We start from the raw sequence: 17,559 nt of genomic DNA on the forward strand, positions 1-17,559 counted from the left end.
TATTAGTTGACAAGTAATAGGGTTCCAAATATACCAGCATCAATCCAACCTCGATTTTTATCATCTCCTTGTACTTCAACTGACCCTATAAAGTTTTCTCTTGTTTTACTATTATCATTATCGCAATAGGCTAGGGCAAAACCGACATTTCTATTGGCATTTAGTTTTAAAGGTATGTTTGTACCATCATCAGAGTAAGTATCGTCATAAAGCGAAATTTTAACTTCCCAAATAGAGATATTACCATTAGTAACTACTTTTGATGCGACATGTGAATTATAAAGTTTCCCTTCCTCTTTAGTAGACATATCAACAACATTGCCATCTAAAGCGATGTGATAGGCAAAAGCATTGTGATTATATTGATGTTCTCCACCGCTGTTATCTTCGTCTATAAAAACTTCTAAACAATCATCATCCCACCAGGTTGTTAGAGGATCTTCATAGATATCAATGAGTTTATCATCTTGTATTTCTGCTAATAAGTATAAGGCATCTTCTGTCCATGCTAATTTGTATTTACCCTTAAAATCGTCTTCGGTCGGTTGATTTCCTAACCATGTTTGATCTAAAGGTTGCCATTGTGTATTTTGCCAAATCGCTTCATTTGCAATACCATCTAGAGTAGGAGCAGTATCGGTATGCTTAACCTTAATAAGTTGTTTAATGGTTTTCTTCTGTGTTACAGCTTTTCTGTAAGTGAATTTTGCAGTTTCAACAGCTCCTTTATCATTCTCAATGTCTACATAAACATTCATTTGGTTTTTAGATACTTTTTCGAAATACATGCCCTCGAATACCACTTTATTTTCAGTGATTTCTTTTAGTGGAAAATCTACAGTTTCATCTTTGGTTTCCCAACCTTTTAGGTCCGCTCTAAAGTGTTTTAATTGAAGGACTAATGTGTTTTCTACTTCTCTGATAATTTCTATTTCGTAGAATGATACTCTATTATCACTCGTAAATTTAAAGGTTGCCATCATGGAACCGTTAGAAGGTTCGCTCCAAATTTCTTCAGCTTGTCCACCAAAGGCTTCACCATGCCATTTACCAGCTATCCAAGCGATATTTTCTAGTTTAGGTTCTAAAATATTATTTTGCGAAGTGATACTTAATGTAATAAGGCAAAGTAATAATGTAGTCAGTAATTTCATCTTAAAAAATTGAGATGAAAAGATACGGAATATTTAAATCTTATAGAATAGAATTACTACTGTTTTGTAGCTTCAATAATCTTATCTATAAGTTGATCTGTTTCTTCACAGCGTTCAATTACTTGTTGATTATACCAAAGATGATTATCTAAATAGTTTTCGAAGGCTATTTCTTGAAACAAAGGATAGTAATCTGGTTTTACTTTAGATTTTCCAGACCAAGAATAATTACTAGTTATATCTATTTGCTTAAAGGATATTTTGTCTAATAAGTAAGGTATAAACTGATTATTTGCCCAACTATCTAGTTTTGCCACGCGTATTGTTCTAATTTCAGATAGTGAATTCCATTTATAAAGTAAGTCAGTAATTTTTTCATTTTTTAAAAGGTTTAGCTTACCACTTTGCATTATATTTTTAATGGTATTATCTGCAAAAGCAAATTCACTAGTTGAAAAAGTAACATAAAATAGGCTATCTAGATTATGTTCATGTAGCTCTTCTTTTGAAGCTCCAATTAAACGCATTAGTGTTTCTTCAGAATTCCGCATGCTTTTAATGTCAATCAAATAATCATTTAAGACCTTTTTATTTTCATTAAAGTCGGCATTCAGTTTAACAATTACTTCCTTTTCTTCGCTTTGTTCTATACGGTTTTGGTTCCAGTTGTTTACTTGTAGTGCCAGCAGAATACCAATCATTACTAAAATAATTTCGCCAATGGCGTATTTGAAATAGCGCCCTGTTTTATTTTCGCTCATGAGTTTGTATCTTATTCTTCGGAAGAATTTAATCATAGTTATCCTATCTGACCATCGTCATTTATGTCTTCTCCAGAACGCTCCTCTAAAACTTTTAAAGTTTTAAGAAGTAGCGCTTTAGTTTTATTAAGTTCGTCTTCTAATTGTTTTACGCGTCCTTCTAAGGATTCCGCTTTGCCCTTTTGTTCCTCGATTTCGCTTTGTTGGATAAGATCCCAGAATAGTCCCATTTTTAGTTGGTTTTTTGGTTAGTAATATTTATAGTTTATTGATAAGTTAGTTTCATGTCGAAAGAAAATAGTAAAGACCAGCAATAAAAAATATAATCAAGCCAATAGCTAGTAAGCTAATAGCTCGCTTTACATTTTTAAATTTCCAATCTGATATTTTAGACATTATAAATATTTGCTCACCTAATTGCTGAAACAGTATATCTTCATCTTTACTCATTTTAAAAAACGTTGTCGAAAATTCTTTTATATCACCAAATTTTGTGATTATGTCTTTAAAGAAAAACATGTTTACGGAAAATCTATCTTCAATTTTTGGTATAAAGCATCGAATGCAAAAAAATATAGAAATAGTAGTACATATTACCCAAGCCCCAACAAGAAAAGTTAGTATAAGATCATTCTCTAGTCTAATTGATATACTTTCTATGCTTTGATAAATTAAGTTTAAAAGAATCCCATAAAAAGACAAAATTAAACCAGCTTTTAACTCGGACGATTTTATAAGGCTGGTAACATAATTTATTGTGCCCCAATAATGGTCTACTAGATCGTCTGTATGAGCATTTTTGGGGTTAGATTTTAAGTCTTGCATTAATAAAATAGTATTTGTTTTAATTTGAACAATATGAAAAAGTATTATTCATAGATATTGTTGCAGTCTATTTACAGACAAACTTTTGTAAAATATGCACTACTGCATAAAGGTTACTTTATTTATTAGGCCATTTACGACTTCGTATATAGCAACAGTATTAAAAATTCTACCATTAGCAGTAACTTGTTCTTCGTCAATTACTTTATTACCGATAACAATACGTTTTTTTACAGTTGCTTTAAGATCTGGTGTACGATTAAACCATGAGATATAGTCCTTACGCATTTGGTCTTTGCCTTCAGACAAGATTTCATTTGGGTAATTGAATAATTTTACGTCTTCAGAATAACTAGACATAAAGGCATCGACGTCTTTAGCATTGTAGGCATTTAGTTGTTTCTGAACAATAGTTTCAAATTCGGTTAAGGAAGTGGTAGTTGTATTAGTGCTTTTAGTATCATCTGTTTCATTATTAACGTTGGTTAAGTTTTGTGACATATCACCTGCTATTAATAGTTTAGTTCCTGACGTATTTGTTGAAAGTCGTGTTATATTAGTTATACCATTAATAGATAAGTCTGCTACTTTTTTCCAATTATTATCTTTTTTCAAAGTCAATTTATAAAGTGTATTTTCTTTACCAGATAAAATTGTTTTATTATCTAACCAGCAGATATCTTCAATGCCCTGAATCGTGTTAGCGAGCAGTCTAATTGCACCTGTTACTGGATTTAAGGATTTTATTTGCCATTCGTTAGTATTGCTTTTTGAAACAAAACTTACGAGATTAGTATTAGGAATTCTATGAAATGAACGCCCAACATTAGAATCATACTTTTTACTTTCGCCACTTTTAATGTTAGTAACATATAAGTTTAAATTTTCACCTTCAATAATTGCAGAAACTATGGTGTTTTCATCATACCAAGTATAATAGGCAACAACGAGGTCTTTGATTAGTTCTTCATACTCGCCATTACTCCACATGTAGCGGTATAAGCGCTGTTTACCATCCTTATCTAATCTCACGGCAGAAATTGCGTTTCGTTCTGGTACTTTTAAAGGTGTATATTCTCCACCGTCAGTATAATTAAGCCACGACTTTGTATTATAGCGCATATCGTATTTGGCTATATCGGTTTGTTCGTTACGAGTTGAGGCAAAAAGAATGTAACGATCATCAAAAAATGAGGGTTGGTTATCGTAACCATCATTATTAGAAATATTTTTGGAGTTGTTAAGAGTGATTTTGTTTTTTTCTTTACTTAAGTCAAATAAGTAAATTTCAGTGTTCGTCTGAGCCATTGTTAGACCAAAAGAGGTCAACATGGTCATTAAAAATAGGTATCTCATTGATTAATAGCGTTATGCCTATAAATATAATCATTATCTATGTTTTTGTTGTTAACCGTCTTAAAATATCCTCTTAAACCAACCAAAATATTAGAAACTTACACTTTATCGTTAAAAAATGTGTTTTATCGATTATTTTTTATATATTAGCAGTGTAAAAAGATTATATTTTTTTCTTAAAATTTTTAGTTAGTTAGTAAAAGGTCTCAAGAATATTCATTTTTGAGACTTTTTTAATTCAAAAAAAAGAGCCAATTCATTAATTTGAATTGGCTCTTTTATCTTCTAACCTAAACTTAATCTAAAAGCAGTACTTATTTTCTGCTTTTACTTTTTCTGCTATTTCAATACGTAAGTCTACAATATCAGGATAGTTTTGATATTTTGTAAAACGTTTAAGACCCATTAGCATCATACGTTGTTCGTCTCCTTCTGCAAAAGAAATAATACTTTCTTTCCCTTTTTCTTCAACGATGTCAACTGCATGATATAAATATAATTTTGCCATAGCGATTTGAGCAGACTGTGCATCTTCTCCAAAACGTTTTGCATTTTTCTCTGTTCTTAATATTGCAGATTCTGCCATATAAATCTCAATCAAAATATCGGCAGCAGCAATTAGTAGCTGTTGATGCTCTTCTAACTGAGGACCAAATTTTTGAACTGCACCACCAGCAACCATTAAGAATGTCTTTTTCAATTTTTTAATCATTTCCTTTTCTTCAGAAAATAACTCAGAATAGTCTGGTGTTTCAAAAGAAGGAATTCCCATTAATTCTTCTTGTACTTTTTGAGCAGGTCCTAATAAATCTACGTGACCTTTCATAGCTTTCTTTACCAACATACCAACAGATAACATTCTATTAATTTCATTGGTACCTTCATAAATTCTAGCAATACGAGCATCTCTCCAAGCTGCTTCCATAGGAGTTTCTTCTGAGAATCCCATTCCACCAAAAATTTGAATGCCTTCATCTGCACAGTTCTGTACATCTTCTGAAACAGCTACTTTTAAAATAGAACATTCAATGGCATATTCTTCAACACCTTTTAACTCTGCTTCTTGGTGTGTATTACCTCCATTAACTCTTAATTCGATTCTATCTTCAATATTTTTTGCAGCCCTATACGTTGCTGATTCACCAGCATAAGCACTAGCAGCCATTTCGGCTATTTTGGTTTTAATTGCACCAAAATCTGATATACGTGTTTTGAATTGTTTACGTTCGTTGGCGTAGTTAACAGCAGTAGTTAAAATTCGCCTTTGAGAATCTAAACAAGCTGCAGCTAATTTAATACGTCCAACATTAAGCGCGTTCATAGCAATTTTGAATCCTTCTCCGCGACCTGCTAGCATATTTTCAACAGGAACTTCAGTATCATTAAAGAATACTTGACGCGTAGAGGAAGCACGGATACCTAATTTATGCTCTTCTTCACCTAATACTATACCGTTTGGATTTTTACCATCATATTCTACAATAAAGCCAGTTATATTTTTATCATCTTCAATACGCGCAAAAACAATCATCAAACTACAAAAGCCTGCGTTCGATATCCACATCTTTTGCCCATTAATTTTATATGATTTTCCATCTGCTGAGAGGACTGCGGTAGTTTTACCTGAATTTGCATCAGATCCTGCACCAGGCTCAGTTAAGCAATACGCGCCAAACCATTCTCCCGTAGCTAGTTTTGGAACATATTTCTGTTTTTGTTCTTCAGTTCCATATAATGTAATTGGCATAGTACCAATACCTGTATGCGCACCGAAAGCAGTACTAAAAGAACCAGTGCCAGAAGAAATATAATCGCATGTTAGGCATGTAGAAACAAATCCCATACCTAAACCATCATAAGCTTCTGGAACAGCAACTCCTAAAAATCCCATTTCACCTGCTTTAACCATTACTTCTTCAGTTAAAGCATAATCTTTAGCTTCAAATCTTGCTTTATGAGCAATGATTTCGCGTTCATTGAACTCCATTACGGACTCTTTCATCATTTGTTGCTCTTCTGAAAAATCTTCAGGCGTAAAAATGTCTTCGCAAGATGTTTCCTTTACTAGGAATTGTCCACCTCTTAATAATTCTTTTTCTTTAGTTTCCATAACTATATAATCTAAAATGTTCTTTTTTCTAATTTAAAAATTCAAATACACCACAAGCCCCTTGACCTGTTCCAACACACATTGTTACTGCACCATATTTGCCTTGCATATTTTGTTTACGCATCTCATCAAATAACTGCACAGATAGTTTAGCTCCAGTGCAACCTAATGGATGACCTAACGCAATTGCACCTCCATTAACATTAATAATATCAGGATTTAGGTCTAATTCTCTAATAACAGCTAAAGATTGAGAAGCAAATGCTTCATTTAATTCAATTAACGATAAATCATCTTGTTTTAAGCCTGCTTGTTTTAATGCTTTTGGAATGGCCTTTACTGGACCAATACCCATAATGCGTGGTTCTACACCTGCAGCTGCATAATTGACCATACGTGCAACCGGTTCTAGATTTAATTCTTTAACCATATCTTCGCTCATTACCATTACAAAAGCTGCACCATCACTCATTTGAGACGAATTACCAGCTGTAACACTCCCTCCAGCTGCAAATACAGCTCTAAGTTTTGCTAAAGCGGCTTTATTAGTTCCAGCACGAGGACCTTCATCTTTAGTTACAGTATAAGATTTTGTTGCTTTTTTTCCATTTGTATCGATATAAGTTTGTTCTACATCAATCGGAACGATTTGGTCTTGGAAACGATCTTCAGCTAAAGCTCTCAATGCTTTCATATGTGAGTTATACGCAAACTCGTCTTGATCCTCTCGAGATACATTAAATTGATTGGCAACTGCTTCTGCTGTATTACCCATTCCCCAATAATAATCTTCATGACCTGCTTTTACAATAGCATCGTAATTTAACTCTGGCTTAAAACCAGTCATTGGTACGCTACTCATACTTTCTGCACCACCTGCAATGATACAATCGGCCATACCAGCTTGTATCTTTGCTGTTGCCATACCAATAGTTTCTACTCCTGATGAGCAAAAACGATTTACAGTTACACCAGGAACATCAATGACCTCTAATCCCATTAAAGAGATTAAACGCGCCATATTTAGTCCTTGTGAACCTTCTGGCATGGCATTACCAACGATGACATCATCGATTCGTTTAGGATCTAAATTTGGCAATTCTTTCATCATATGTTTGATGGTCTCTGCTGCCAATTCATCTGTTCTTTTAAAACGGAATACACCTTTTGGCGCTTTACCAACTGCCGTTCTATATGCTTTTACTATATATGCTGTTTTCATTTTTTTAGTTTCTTAAAGGTTTACCTTTGGTTAACATATGCTGAATACGTTCTAAAGTTTTACGCTCTGTACATAAACTTAGGAAAGCTTCACGCTCTAAATCCAACAAGTATTGTTCGCTTACAAGTGTTGGTTCAGACAAATCACCACCAGCCATAACATATGCTAGTTTATTTGCAATCTTCATATCATGTTCACTAATATATTTAGAGTCTTTCATAGAATCTGTTCCTACTAAAAACATACCTAAAGCTTGTTTTCCCAATACTTTTACATCTGTACGCTTCACAGGTTGTGTATAACCCATATCAGCCATTAACTTAGCATGTTGTTTTGCAACTGCTATTTGACGATCTTTATTAACTACTACAACGTCTTTTCCTTTTTGAAGTATTCCTAAATCAAAAGCTTCATAGGCAGAAGTTGCTACTTTGGCCATACCAATTGTTAAGAAGTAATCCTGTAATGTATTTAATTGTACGTCTCCTTTTCTAAATGTATCAGATGCTCGTAAAGCCATTTCTTTAGAACCTCCACCGCCAGGAATAACACCGACTCCAAACTCTACAAGTCCAATATAAGTTTCTGCTGCTGCAACAACTTTGTCTGCATGCATTGACAATTCACAAGCTCCTCCAAGAGACATGCCATGAGGCGCTGCTACTGTTGGAATAGATGAGTAACGCATGCGCATCATTGAATCTTGAAAGAATTTAATGGCCATATTAAGCTCATCATATTCTTGCTCGGCAGCCATCATAAAAATCATACCGATGTTTGCTCCAACCGAAAAATTATCAGCTTGGTTACCTACAACTAATCCAGCAAAATCTTTTTCTGCAATATCAATGGCTTTATTTAATCCGTTTAGAACGTCACCACCAATGGTGTTCATTTTAGATTGAAATTCTACATTTAAAATACCATCTCCTAAATCTTCAACAACAACACCTGAGTTTTTGAATACTTCTGTTGTTTTCCTGATGTTATCTAATATGATGAAACTATCTTGGCCAGGAATTTTTTCTTGTGATTTCTTCGGAATATCGTAAGCATATGTTGCTCCTTCTTTTACGGTATAAAATGAAGTGCTACCAGACGCTAACATTTCAGTTACCCAAGCATTAGGCTCCAAACCTTCTGCTTTCATCATTTCAATACCCTTTTCAACACCGATAGCATCCCAAATCTGGAAAGGACCGTGTCCCCAACCAAAACCGGCTTTCATAGCGTCATCAATTTTATATAAATCTTCTGTTATTTCCGGAATTCTATTAGAGACATATGCAAAAAGTGCAGCAAAGTGCTTTCTGTAAAATTCGCCTGCCTTATCTTTTCCTTTTACTAATACTTTAAAACGATCTGCAACAATGTCAATAGTTTTAGTCATTTCTAGCGTAGCAAATTTTGCACGCATTTTAGTTCTATAATCTAGAGTGTTTAAGTCTAATGAGAGTATTTCCTTTTTACCTTCGGCAGATACATTTTTTTTGTAAAAACCTTGCCCAGTTTTACTGCCTAACCATTTATTTTCCATCATTGTCTTGATGAAATTTGGTATTGTAAATAAGTCTAATTGCTCGTCATTAGGACAATTATCTTTAATGCCATTTGCAACATGCACTAGTGTATCTAGTCCGACTACATCTACAGTTCTGAAAGTTGCAGATTTTGGACGACCAATTACAGGCCCAGATAATTTATCTACTTCTTCGATCGTCATTCCTAGTTCTTGTACTACATGAAAGACATTCATAATACTGAAAATACCAATACGGTTTCCAATAAAAGCAGGTGTGTCTTTTGCCACAACTGACGTCTTTCCTAGAAATTGCTCACCATATCCATTTAGAAACTCAAGTACCGAAGCATCCGTTTTTGGCCCTGGTATGATTTCAAATAGTTTTAAGTAACGCGCAGGGTTAAAAAAGTGTGTTCCACAGAAATGTTTTTGGAAATCTTCACTGCGTCCTTCGCTCATAAATTTAATTGGAATACCAGACGTATTTGATGTAATTAGCGTGCCAGGTGTTCTGTGCTGTTCTAGTTTTTCAAAAACCTGTTGTTTTATATCTAGACGTTCAACAACAACTTCCATAATCCAATCTACATCTTTAACCTTTGCGATATCATCTTCAAGGTTACCAGTTGTTATTCTACTTTTAAATGAATTATGGTAAAGTGGTGCAGGTTTAGACTTTATCGATGCGGTAAGTGCATCGTTTACTAATCTGTTTCTAACAATCTTATCTTCTAAAGTTAAGCCTTTAGCTTTCTCTTTATCCGTTAAGTCTCTCGGTACTATATCTAATAATAAGACATCGACACCAATATTTGCAAAATGACAAGCAATTCCGCTTCCCATAATACCAGAACCAATAATGGCTATTTTTTTTATTCTACGTTTACTCATCTTACTTTAAAATGTGTTCTTTTTGATTGTATATTTTTTTATTTGAAATCATATTATTTATAACCTCTGCAACTTTATAAAAACTGGTAAGCTCTTCAACAGAAACATTATCTTTTATAGCGTCATTAAAGGTTAAAACACGGTCTCTAGAATATTCTCTTTTTTCTCTTCCAAAATCCGTTAAAAAAATGAGAACTCCGCGACCATCTTCAGGGTTAGGTTTGCGTGTAATTAAACCTTTTTCTTCCATCATTTTTAATGTTCTTGATAAGCTTGTCGCCTCCATTCCCATTTTTGGTCCGAGTGAAGTTGAAGGTGTTCCTTTTTCAGGATCTATACTCAATAATGCGAAACCAGTTGCCATTGTTGTGTCGAACTTTGAAGCTTCTTCGTTATACATTTTATTAACAGCTAACCAAGTCGTTCTAAGTATATAATCTATAGTTTTATCTTTCATATATTTTGAAACTGAATGCAAATATAATTAAAAATACTATGCATGCATAGTATTTTTTTATTTTTTATTTATTGATATCATAAAAAAGAGTGCTTCATATTGAAACACTCTAAATATTTAATATTGATTTTTGCGAATTCGTTAAGTATTCAGTCTAGAACTAATAAATATTAATAATTTCTTTTCTCGATTTCACATTGAGTTTACTATAAATAGAACTTACATGAGATTTTACTGTACTAATACCAATATTAAGTTTTTCTGAAATTTCTTTATTAGACTTTCCTTCTTTTAATAATTGGTATACTTTTCTTTCTTGTATGCTCAATAATTTTATTAGGTCATTTCCTTTATCTCTTTTAAGGTAATAGAAGTAGCTTCTAATGATTAGGCCTAGAAGAAAAGAGCCAATTAAATAAAAAACAAAGTAAGATTTATTCGTAAATTTTTCTAGGCTTAATTCTGACTTAAATTTTTCAAAATAAGATGTGTTTTCATTTTTCCATTTGTTTATGTAATTGTAATAGTATTCTTTATGATCAATTACATTATTTTTAAAATTAGATTTATATAAAGCGTGTAAAGAAACTAAAGGATGTGATGTCGTATCTGCGATAAATCTTAATTTTTCTTCAGCTGCTTTTACAATAAATGAGCGTTTAATTTGAGTCTTTCCAAAATCAATACTATCAATATTTTTTAACACTGCGTCTATATATTGAATTGTTCTATTATTGGTATCTGAAAAATCAATTTTATTAAAAACCCCTGACTTTGAATCAATGGTTATGTCAATTTTAGAGCTATTGTTAGCAACAATAAAAAAATGATTTTCATCTTTACCACCAATAATTAAAGATGCTTTAGGGGCATTTTTTTTTGAAACATGCAATCTGTAAAATACGTCTTGGGTTGAAAGATTTTTTAAATCAAATTTGAATCTGCCAGCACTGTCAATTTTTGATTCTGAAATTATCATTGAGTTTGACATTTTGTAGATATTGTCAAAAGACGATATTTCAGATAAATATATATTTGGACTCCATTGCTCACTAAGATCGATTTCACCTGTAATAAAACCTTTTGATTGGCTTAATGAAACATTAACATTCAAAATGTAAAATATAGAAATTAAGAAACATTTTCTCATAAACAAAAGCGTTATTTTGAATATTGTACGATACTTATGTTTACATCACCAGAAGCTTTTTTTGAAGTGAATTTAACAATGTAAAGTCCAGGGCTTGGGTCACTTAAGATTTTATTCAATTCACTTACAACATTTTCTTTAGTGTTAGACTCGTTGTCCGTAACAATAGCTTCTGAGCCACCAATTGAAAATTCGCCAAGCATTTCTTTTCTTATTATACCAGGTAATGAAGAATCAGCACTTGAATTAATTGGTTTATAAATTTCTAGAGATAATTCCCCTTGTTGCACCATACTGTGTATTCTAATGTCGATCTGAAATATATCTTCAGTAACATTTATTTTTACAATTCTCTCTTCCGTGCTGTTTTTAAAGTTGAGATGATTTGTGTTACTGAAAGTCGTATTCTGAGAAATTAATAAGAGTGGTAAGAATAATAAGAAAAGATTCAATGTAGATTTCATAATATTTGTTTTTAAAATAATTATCACAAAATTACCTTACATCACAGTTTTTTAGAAATTTTCAAAGTAGGAAAAAGGGTCTAAAAAAGTTTTAAAAACGTCCTAATCTAGCTAAATAACTATGGTCTATAGATTTTTTCATAAAGTACGTCATACTTTTTACGTATAATACTTCGCTTCATTTTCATAGTAGGAGTGAGGTGACCTTCATCTATGGACCAAACATCTGGTGTTAGCTCAAAGCGTTTAATTTGCTCCCACTTTCCAAAATTGGTGTTGTATTTGTCTATTTCTTTTTGAATACGTTTAATGACTATTTCAGAACCAGAAATTTCAGCTTCAGAAGATCCAATATTATGACCTTTTAATTCAATCCAATCTCTAACAAATTCGAAGTTTAGTTGTATTAAAGCGGCAGGCATTTTTTCACCTTCACCAACAACCATAATTTGTTCTATAAACATGGACTGTTTCATGTCATTTTCTAATAGTGGTGGGATTACATATTTGCCTCCAGAAGTCTTAAACATCTCTTTCTTTCGACCTGTAATTTTTAAAAAACCATCATCATCAATCATGCCTTTATCACCCGTATGAAAATAATCACCAGTCATAACACTCGCAGTTTTTTCAGGATCTTTATAATAACCCATCATTACATTTGGGCCTTTAATTAGTAATTCACCATCTTCTGCAATCTTAACCTCTACATTAGCAATAGGCTTACCTACTGTGCCGACTTTGTAATAACTATCATTATACATTCCTACGGAAACTACTGGAGAAGTTTCTGTAAGTCCGTAGCCTTCCATAACTTTCATTCCTGCTGCACCAAATATTCTTGCAAGGCGAGGTTGCAATGCGGCACTACCCGAAACCATAGTTGTTAATTTACCCCCTAATGCATCTCTCCATTTACTAAAAATAAGTTTATTAGCAATTTTAAGTTTAAACTCGTACCAAGCACCATTTGCACCATAAGGTTCCCATTTTTCACCTAATCCTACAGCCCAAAAGAATAAAGCCTTTTTGATACCTGTCAATTCTTCACCTTTGAGTATGATTTTATCAAATACCTTTTCTAATAATCGTGGAACAACACTCATTAAATTTGGGTGAATCTCTTTCGCATTATCACCAATTTTGTCTAAGGCTTCTGCGAAGTAAATTGAAGTCCCAGAATACTGGTAAACATAAATAAGTACACGTTCGAAAATATGACATATTGGTAAAAAACTTAAGATTCTTGTTTCACCCGCAGGAGGAAGTGGCACTCTATCACCACTGTCTAATGCATTACTAGTAATATTCCAATGGCTTAGCATTACACCTTTTGGCTTACCTGTTGTACCTGAAGTGTATATTATTGTAGCAAGATCTTCAGGTTTTACAGCATCTTTTCTTGCTTCAACATCTGGTTGGTTATTTTTATCTTCACCAAGTTCAAATAATTCTGAATAGTGCTTACAACCTTCTATATGATCAAAGGAATAGACGTCTTTAAGTTGCGTGTTTTTTTGAACTTTGCGCACTTTTTCGAGCACTTCGGCATCAGAAACGAAGCAATAAATGGATTCGCTATGATTTAATACATATTCATAATCTTCAGCGCAGATTGTTGGGTAAATAGGTATGTTTTGAGCTCCTGTTTGAAGAATACCAATATCCATGATATTCCACTCTGTTCTATTTGTAGAACATATTAAGGCAATTTTATCGTTTTTTTGAATTCCTAACTTAAGAAGTGCTCGGCTTATTGCGTTTGCTTTATCTACATATTCTTGCGTAGACATTGGAGTCCATTTACCGTTATATTTTGTGACTAAGGCAGAAGAATTGGGTTTATGTTTAAGCTGATAATAAGGAAAATCAAAAAGGCGCTTTATGTCTGTCATAATCAAATTAGCAAAAAAGTTATTAGGATTTTACGAAAATAAGAAAATTAGTCCTAATAAATTTACAATAGTCTTAATTGAAATGGTTTTTATTATTGCTTTTCTATCCAAATTCTTGCATTAACGAAAGCTTCTAACCAAGGTGAGACTTCATCTTTTCTACCATCAGGATAATTTGCCCAGTTCCATTGAAATGTAGATCGCTCTATATGTGGCATGGTTACTAAATGTCTTCCCGATGCATCACAAAGCATTGCAGTATTAAAATCCGACCCATTAGGATTATGAGGATAATCTTCGTAACTATATTTAGCTACAATATCATATTTGTCTTCACTGTAAGGTAAATTAAATTTACCTTCACCATGCGAAATCCAAACACCTAAAGTTGTACCCGCTAGCGTTGATAACATAACAGAATTGTTATTTTGTATTTTTACGGATGTAAAGGCACTTTCATGTTTTTTAGAATCGTTATGAATCATTTTACCATGTATTTCATGATCTGGATTAATAAGGTCTAATTCCATCCATAATTGACAACCATTGCAAATACCAACTGATAATGTATCATTTCTTTTAAAGAAGTTATTGATAACTTTATTAGCCTTTTCATTGTATTTAATTGCTCCAGCCCAGCCTTTAGCAGAACCTAAAACATCAGAATTACTGAAGCCGCCAACAGCACCTAAAAATTGAATATCCTCTAAAGTTTCGCGACCAGATATTAAATCTGTCATATGTACGTCTTTAACATCAAAACCAGCTAGATACATAGCATTTGCCATCTCTCGTTCTGAGTTACTTCCTTTTTCTCTTAAAATTGCAGCTTTTGGTCTTGATGCATTAAATTTCGGTAATTTTCCAGTAAAATGCTCAGGAAACTTGTAGTTAAGAGCTTGATTTTTGTAGTTCTCAAAACGAGCATCAGCTAATTTGTTTGCTGTTTGTTTGTGGTCGAGTAGAAGCGAGGTTTTGTACCACATGTCTCTTAACCTTGAAACTGTCATTGTAAAAACTTGGTTGCCATTAATAATACCTAAAACATCTGAATTTGTGACATGTCCTATTTTATGGAAATCAATATTAGCACTAGATAATTCAGACTCAATAGAATCATCTACAGACTGAATTACGATTCCTGCATTTTCAGCAAATAAAATTTTGAAAGCATCTTTTTCACCAATACTAGTAATATCCAGTTCTGCGCCTAAATTATTATCTGCAAAACAAAGTTCTAAAAGTGTTGTGATTAATCCACCTGAAGCTACATCATGGCCAGCTACGATCTGATTATTTTTTATTAGTTTTTGTATCGTATTAAATACGTTTTTCACATATTCTGCACTTTTTACAGATGGTGTTGTATTTCCAATTTTATTATTGATCTGTGCAAAAGAACTACCACCTAGCTCAAACGAATCTTGAGATATATTGATGTAGTAAATAGCGCCTTTATTTTTTTGAAAAACGGGCTCAACGACATTTGTAATGTCATTACAATTTGCAGCAGCTGAAATAATTACAGTACCTGGTGAAATAACATCACCATCAGGATATTTTTGCTTCATTGATAATGAATCCTTTCCAGTAGGAATATTGATTCCTAAATCAATAGAAAATTCTGAAATTGCTTTTACGGCTTCATAGAGTCTTGCATCTTCCCCTTCATTTTTACAAGGCCACATCCAATTTGCAGATAAGGATACACTTTTTAATCCATCTTTTAGTGGTGCCCAAATAATATTTGTTAAGGCTTCGGTAATAGAATTTCTACTTCCAGAGACAGGATTAATTAATCCCGAAATAGGTGAGTGTCCGATAGACGTCGCAATACCTTCTTTACCTTTAAAATCTAGCGCTATTACACCAACATTATTTAGAGGTATTTGTAAAGGACCTACGCATTGCTGTTTAGCCACTTTTCCACCTACACAACGGTCTACTTTATTTGTTAACCAATCTTTGCAAGCGACTGCTTCCAGTTGTAAAACCTGATCTAAATAATCGTAAAAATTATCTGTATTATAAGCAATCTCTGAATACTGTTTGTATACAGTTTCATCAGTCATTATAGTTTTTGGGGAACTTCCAAACATATCTTCAAGAGCTAAATCCATCGGTTTAGCTCCATTGGTTTTGGATTCAAATGTAAAACGATGCTTTCCTGTAACCTCTCCAACATCATAAATTGGTGAACGTTCTCTATCTGCTATTTTATGTAGCGTCTCTAAATGCTTATCAGCAATCACTAATCCCATACGCTCCTGAGATTCGTTGCCAATAATTTCTTTTGATGATAAGGTTGGATCACCAACAGGTAGTTTATCTAAATCTATATGTCCACCTGTATCTTCTACCAATTCAGACAAACAATTTAAATGCCCTCCAGCTCCATGATCGTGAATAGAAACTATAAAGTTTTCTTCACTTTCTACCATACCACGTACAGCATTTGCTGCACGTTTTTGCATTTCTGGATTAGAGCGTTGCACAGCATTTAATTCTATACCAGAATCAAAAGCGCCAGTGTCTGCAGACGAAACTGCAGCTCCTCCCATACCAATTCGGTAGTTATCACCACCAAGAATTACAATTTTATCACCTTCTTGTGGTATGTCTTTTAAAGCTTGTTCTGCTTTTCCATAACCAATACCTCCGGCTTGCATTATCACTTTATCATAACCAATTTTGTTATTTTGTTCTTGATGCTCAAAGGTTAAGACAGAACCGCAAATTAAGGGTTGACCAAACTTGTTTCCAAAATCAGATGCTCCATTACTTGCTTTAATTAATATATCCATTGGTGTTTGGTACAACCACTTGCGTTCGGGAAATTCTTTTTCCCAAGGTCGTTCATCGTTAAGTCTAGAATATGAGGTCATATAAACTGCAGTTCCTGCTAATGGTAAGGAGCCTTTACCACCTGCGAGTCTATCTCTAATTTCACCTCCAGATCCAGTAGCAGCTCCATTAAATGGCTCAACAGTTGTTGGGAAATTATGCGTTTCTGCTTTTAAAGAAATAACAGATTCAAAATCTTGAATGGCATAAAAATCTGGAATATCAGCACGTTTTGGTGCAAATTGCTCTACAACTGGTCCTTTAATAAAGGCAACATTATCTTTATATGCTGAAACAATATCATTTGGATTTTGCTTAGACGTTTCTTTTATTAGTTTAAAAAGAGAGGTTTCTTTTTCTTCACCATCAATTACAAACGTACCGTTAAAAATTTTATGACGACAATGTTCTGAATTTACTTGAGAAAACCCAAAAACTTCAGAATCGGTTAATGGCCGTTCTATTCGTTTTGAAACACCTTCTAAATAATCGACTTCTTCTTCACTTAAGGATAGACCTTCTTGTTGATTATATGCAGAAATATCTTCAATATTTTGAATAGCTTCTGGTTTTATATCAATTGTGAATATATCTTGATTTAGGCTGTTGAATTTTTCAGAAATCATTGGATCATAGCTCTTGAAATCTTCATTTATCTGAACAAATTCTTCAATTCTAATAAGACCAGAAATACCCATGTTTTGTGTGATCTCCACAGCATTGGTACTCCATGGAGTGATCATAGCAGCTCTCGGCCCAACAAAAAAAGCATCAATTGATGCTTGTTCTATTTTTGGTTGGTCGCCAAATAACCATGTCAGTTTTGATATAGTTTCAGTTGATAATTCTTTTGTGGCTTGAACGGCAAAAACTTTGCTGTTTTGGTTTCCAAAGAAATGAATCATTTA

13 protein-coding genes are annotated in these 17,559 nt (G+C 33.2%); all 13 read right to left on the minus strand.

All coding sequences use genetic code 11. The features are described 5' to 3' along the window. Nucleotides 1–2: 2 nt before the first annotated feature. The 13 genes from ACFWU4_RS07830 to purL all read right to left on the minus strand — a co-directional run bounded on the left by ACFWU4_RS07830 (nucleotide 3) and on the right by purL (nucleotide 17,556). Entirely contained in the window at nucleotides 3–1,154 is a 1,152-nt protein-coding gene (locus tag ACFWU4_RS07830) for a DUF6265 family protein (RefSeq protein WP_411126528.1), read from the minus strand. A gap of 56 nt (nucleotides 1,155–1,210) precedes the next feature. Then, nucleotides 1,211–1,915 carry a hypothetical protein gene (locus tag ACFWU4_RS07835; protein WP_411126530.1) on the minus strand — a complete coding sequence of 235 codons (705 nt, stop codon included), beginning with the start codon at nucleotides 1,913–1,915 and terminating at the stop codon, nucleotides 1,211–1,213. 38 nt (nucleotides 1,916–1,953) lie between these two features. Further along, nucleotides 1,954–2,145: a hypothetical protein gene (locus ACFWU4_RS07840; protein WP_411126532.1), complete on the minus strand. Its 192-nt coding sequence runs from the start codon at nucleotides 2,143–2,145 to the stop codon at nucleotides 1,954–1,956. A gap of 52 nt (nucleotides 2,146–2,197) precedes the next feature. Beyond that, entirely contained in the window at nucleotides 2,198–2,740 is a 543-nt protein-coding gene (locus ACFWU4_RS07845) for a Pycsar system effector family protein (protein ID WP_411126534.1), read from the minus strand. A 99-nt stretch (nucleotides 2,741–2,839) separates the two neighbouring features. Further along, nucleotides 2,840–4,096: a nuclear transport factor 2 family protein gene (locus tag ACFWU4_RS07850; RefSeq protein WP_411126536.1), complete on the minus strand. Its 1,257-nt coding sequence runs from the start codon at nucleotides 4,094–4,096 to the stop codon at nucleotides 2,840–2,842. Between the two features lie 301 nt (nucleotides 4,097–4,397). Beyond that, entirely contained in the window at nucleotides 4,398–6,206 is a 1,809-nt protein-coding gene (locus tag ACFWU4_RS07855) for an acyl-CoA dehydrogenase family protein (protein WP_411126538.1), read from the minus strand. 28 nt (nucleotides 6,207–6,234) lie between these two features. Continuing rightward, nucleotides 6,235–7,428 (minus strand): acetyl-CoA C-acyltransferase, encoded by a 1,194-nt coding sequence (locus ACFWU4_RS07860; RefSeq protein WP_411126540.1) that lies wholly within the window; start codon nucleotides 7,426–7,428, stop codon nucleotides 6,235–6,237. 4 nt (nucleotides 7,429–7,432) lie between these two features. Beyond that, complete coding sequence (locus ACFWU4_RS07865; RefSeq protein ID WP_411126542.1) at nucleotides 7,433–9,841, minus strand: 3-hydroxyacyl-CoA dehydrogenase/enoyl-CoA hydratase family protein; 2,409 nt, start codon at nucleotides 9,839–9,841, stop codon at nucleotides 7,433–7,435. A gap of 1 nt (nucleotide 9,842) precedes the next feature. Next, nucleotides 9,843–10,298, minus strand: coding sequence for a MarR family winged helix-turn-helix transcriptional regulator (locus tag ACFWU4_RS07870; RefSeq protein WP_411126544.1), 456 nt, complete (start codon nucleotides 10,296–10,298; stop codon nucleotides 9,843–9,845). A 160-nt stretch (nucleotides 10,299–10,458) separates the two neighbouring features. Continuing rightward, a complete protein-coding gene (locus tag ACFWU4_RS07875; RefSeq protein ID WP_411126546.1) occupies nucleotides 10,459–11,448 on the minus strand; it encodes a response regulator transcription factor in 990 nt (329 codons plus the stop codon). Between the two features lie 11 nt (nucleotides 11,449–11,459). Then, nucleotides 11,460–11,912 (minus strand): hypothetical protein, encoded by a 453-nt coding sequence (locus ACFWU4_RS07880; protein WP_411126548.1) that lies wholly within the window; start codon nucleotides 11,910–11,912, stop codon nucleotides 11,460–11,462. 119 nt (nucleotides 11,913–12,031) lie between these two features. Then, nucleotides 12,032–13,807 carry an AMP-dependent synthetase/ligase gene (locus ACFWU4_RS07885; RefSeq protein ID WP_411126550.1) on the minus strand — a complete coding sequence of 592 codons (1,776 nt, stop codon included), beginning with the start codon at nucleotides 13,805–13,807 and terminating at the stop codon, nucleotides 12,032–12,034. A 92-nt stretch (nucleotides 13,808–13,899) separates the two neighbouring features. After that, on the minus strand, nucleotides 13,900–17,556 hold the full coding sequence (gene purL / locus ACFWU4_RS07890) for a phosphoribosylformylglycinamidine synthase (RefSeq protein ID WP_411126552.1): 3,657 nt from the start codon (nucleotides 17,554–17,556) through the stop codon (nucleotides 13,900–13,902). Between the last annotated feature and the right edge of the window lie 3 nt (nucleotides 17,557–17,559).

The organism is Winogradskyella sp. PE311 (assembly GCF_046545555.1).
Lineage (GTDB): Bacteria > Bacteroidota > Bacteroidia > Flavobacteriales > Flavobacteriaceae > Winogradskyella.